The 3,569-nt window shown below is 37.3% G+C and carries 3 protein-coding genes; all 3 read left to right on the forward strand.

What is annotated here, in order from left to right; genetic code table 11:
• Positions 1-170: 170 nt before the first annotated feature.
• The 3 genes from gcvH to gcvPB are packed head-to-tail and all read left to right on the forward strand — an operon-like array spanning position 171 to position 3,428.
• A complete protein-coding gene (gene gcvH / locus ACEN31_RS11230; protein ID WP_138404015.1) occupies positions 171-551 on the forward strand; it encodes a glycine cleavage system protein GcvH in 381 nt (126 codons plus the stop codon).
• Between the two features lie 56 nt (positions 552-607).
• Complete coding sequence (gene gcvPA / locus ACEN31_RS11235) at positions 608-1,963, forward strand: aminomethyl-transferring glycine dehydrogenase subunit GcvPA (protein WP_407094982.1); 1,356 nt, start codon at positions 608-610, stop codon at positions 1,961-1,963.
• Positions 1,956-3,428, forward strand: coding sequence for an aminomethyl-transferring glycine dehydrogenase subunit GcvPB (gene gcvPB, locus ACEN31_RS11240; RefSeq protein WP_407094983.1), 1,473 nt, complete (start codon positions 1,956-1,958; stop codon positions 3,426-3,428). Before gcvPA ends, gcvPB begins: the two co-directional genes overlap by 8 nt.
• Positions 3,429-3,569 lie beyond the last annotated feature (141 nt).

Consider the following 3,569-nt stretch of genomic DNA (forward strand, 5'->3'; position numbering starts at 1 on the left):
TCATCCGTGGTAAGATGGGTGTAGGTCATTTGTGGTCACTCCTTTGTATTCTTTGGTCGGAATTACAAGTTGAGTGTACCACAAATGGCTGTTTTAGTTGTCTAGCTTAATTTTACAATCGGCGTTACTAAAAAAGATTGGTTAAAAAATAAATAATTGGAGGAAGAAAAATGGATAAAAATACATTATTTTACACAGAAGATCACGAATGGGTTCAAGTATTGGATGACAATACTGTTCGTATCGGAATTACAGATTACGCTGTAGAACAATTAGGGGACATCGTTTATGTTGAAGTACCCGAGATGGATGAGGAATATGATTTAGAAGAAGCATTCGCAAACATTGAATCAGTGAAATCTACGTCAGAAATTTATGCACCAATTGCTGGGAAAGTAACTGCAGTGAATGAAACTTTAGAAGATGAACCTGAGAACGTTAACGAAGACCCTTATGAATTAGGGTGGATTTGTGAATTAACAAGTGAATCAGCTATTGATACATCTCATTTAATATCGTTAGAACAATATACTGAATTTGTAGAAGATTAAGTTTATTTTCAATCCAGTAATCGGAATGAATGTTTAAATGTGAGAGGATGAATGAGTTGAAAAAATTTCGTTATTTACCTCATACAGAGGAAGACAGAGAAAAAATGTTAAATACCATTGGCGTTAAGTCAGTGGATGAATTATATGAAGACGTCCCAAAAGCAGTTAGAACCCAGGAAAGAATGGATCTACCTAAAGAGTTAAGTGAATTTGAACTACTTAAACACGCTCGTGAGCTAGCTAGTAAGAACACAAATGCTACACAGATGCCTTACTTTATTGGGGCAGGAACGTATGACCATTATATCCCTTCAATTGTCCAAGCGATAATATCTAGACAAGAATTTCTAACAGCATACGTTCCGTATCAGCCTGAAATTAGCCAAGGAGAGCTACAGGCTTTATTTGAGTGGCAATCTATGATTGCAGAGTTGACTCAGATGGAAGTGGCAAACTGTGGGATGTATGACGGATATAATGCTATTGCTGAAGCAGCGAATTTAGCAATAAGTTCTGTAAGAAAATCATCAAAAATCTTAATATCTCAAGGGGTTAACCCACAAGGGATTGATGTCTTAAACACTTATGGCTTTGGTAAGGAATATGAAGTGAATGAAATTCCTTTAACAAATGATGTGACAGATACTGAAAAGCTTAAAGAGCAATTAGATGAGACTGTTGCTGCTGTCATTATTCAATACCCAAATTTCCTTGGATCTGTTGAAGATTTGAAAGAAATTGAAGAAGCAATGAGTGGTACAAAAGCATTACTTATTGTATCAGCAAATCCGCTTGCTTTAGGTGTTCTAGAAGCACCAGGTAATTTAGGTGCAGATATTGTTGTTGGGGACGTGCAACCATTTGGTATACCAATGTCATACGGTGGACCTCACTGTGGTTACTTTGCGACAACGAAGAAATTCATGCGTAAAATACCTAGCCGTATCGTCGGCCAAACGGAAGATGAGAATGGCGAACGTGGTTTTGTTATGACTTTAGCTACACGTGAACAACACATTCGTCGTGAGAAAGCGACAAGTAATTATAGTTCAAACCAAGCTTTATATGCTTTAGCTTCTGCCATAGCCATCTCTGCTTTAGGACGAGAAGGTATTGTTGAGATGGCAAAGCAAAATATTAATAAAGCTCATTATTTAAAAGACCAATTAGAAGCGCAAGGCTTCAAAGTTCTTAATCAAGTGCCTTTCTTCAATGAGTTTGTAATTCAATTAGAGCAACCTGTTAAAGAAGTTAACTTGGCATTACACCAACTAGGCTTTGTTGGTGGTTATGATGCGACTCGCTCAACGGGTATTGAGAATTCTTACTTATTATGTGCAACGGAGAAACGTTCGAAGTCAGAAATTGATGCTTTTGTATCGAGTTTAGTAGAGGTGACACGTCATGCTTAAAGAATATAATGAATTAATATTTGAAATTTCTCAACCTGGTCATGTCAGTTATGATTTACCAGAGAACGATGTCCCAACATATGATCTAACTAAAGATTTACCTGAATATTTAAATCGACAAGAAGTAGCAAAATTACCAGAAGTGTCAGAATTGCAACTGGTAAGACACTATACAGCCTTATCGAATAAAAACTTCGGTATTGAGTCTGGACCGTATCCGCTTGGGTCATGTACGATGAAATATAACCCAAAAGTGAATGAGACGATTGCTGCTTTAGACGGATTCAGTCAAATTCACCCTCAACAAGAACCAGAGACAGCTCAAGGAGCCTTAGAATTATTGCATAACTTACAAGAATACCTTGCGGAAATTACAGGGATGGATCATATTTCTCTTCAACCTGCCGCTGGAGCTCATGGAGAATTAGCTGCAATATTGATGTTTAAAGCTTTTCATGAAGCGAACGGTGAAGGTGAGCAACGTAAGAATATTATTGTTCCAGACTCTGCTCATGGGACGAACCCTGCGACAGCAACGGTTGCTGGCTATGAAACGTTTGAAATCCCTTCAACTAAAGAAGGCATTATAGATATTGAAGCGTTGAAACAAGTAGTCAATGAAGAGACGGCGGGTATTATGTTAACGAATCCTAATACAGCAGGTTTATATGAACGTGATATTCAAGAAATTGTAGACATTGTTCATGAAGTAGGTGGCTTAGCATATTACGATGGTGCTAATTCAAACGCGATTATGGGAATATCTAATCCAGGTGCAATGGGCTTTGATGCTGTTCACTTGAATTTACATAAGACCTTTACAGGACCTCACGGTGGTGGTGGTCCAGGATCAGGACCTATCGGTGTGAAAGCAAACTTAGAAGCTTTCTTACCTGTGCCTAGAATTGAAAAAGTAGACGAGCATTACGTTATTAATTCTGACTATCCTCAAAGTATTGGTCGAATTAAAGGTAACTTTGGAAACTTTGGTGTGAATGTCCGTGCTTATTCTTATATTAGAACCATGGGTGCAGATGGTCTAACGCAAGTGTCTAAAGATGCTGTCTTAAATTCTAATTACTTGAAAGCACGTATTAAAGAATATTACGACGTCCCATTTGCTCAACATTGTATGCATGAGTTTGTTGTGAGTTGTAAACGACAAAAAGTTGAACAAAATGTTAATGCGAAAGATATTGGGAAACGTTTGTTAGACTACGGTATTCATTCACCAACGACATACTTCCCACTAATTGTAGAAGAGTGTCTGATGATCGAACCGACTGAAACTGAATCAATCCGTGAATTAGATCAAATTGCAGATGCATTCATTTCAATTGCAAAAGAAATTATGGAAGATCCAGAAATGGTTAAACAAGCACCACACTTAACATCAGTTAGAAGATTAGATGAGACAATCGCTGCGCGTAAGCCAGTGTTAACTTATCAAGCGAGTCTTCAATAATAAATAATAAAGTTTGACGGCAGATATTTATTTTGGTTCTTGAATTTTTGGTGTTGGTGAGAGAAATCTCACTGACACCTTTTTTTGTATGTACACAAAAGCCAGTGAATTCCTATATAATAAAGTTACCATACATTACTA

It is taken from the genome of Ruoffia sp. FAM 26255 (assembly GCF_045528525.1).
In the GTDB taxonomy this organism is placed as follows: Bacteria; Bacillota; Bacilli; order Lactobacillales; family Aerococcaceae; genus Ruoffia; species Ruoffia tabacinasalis.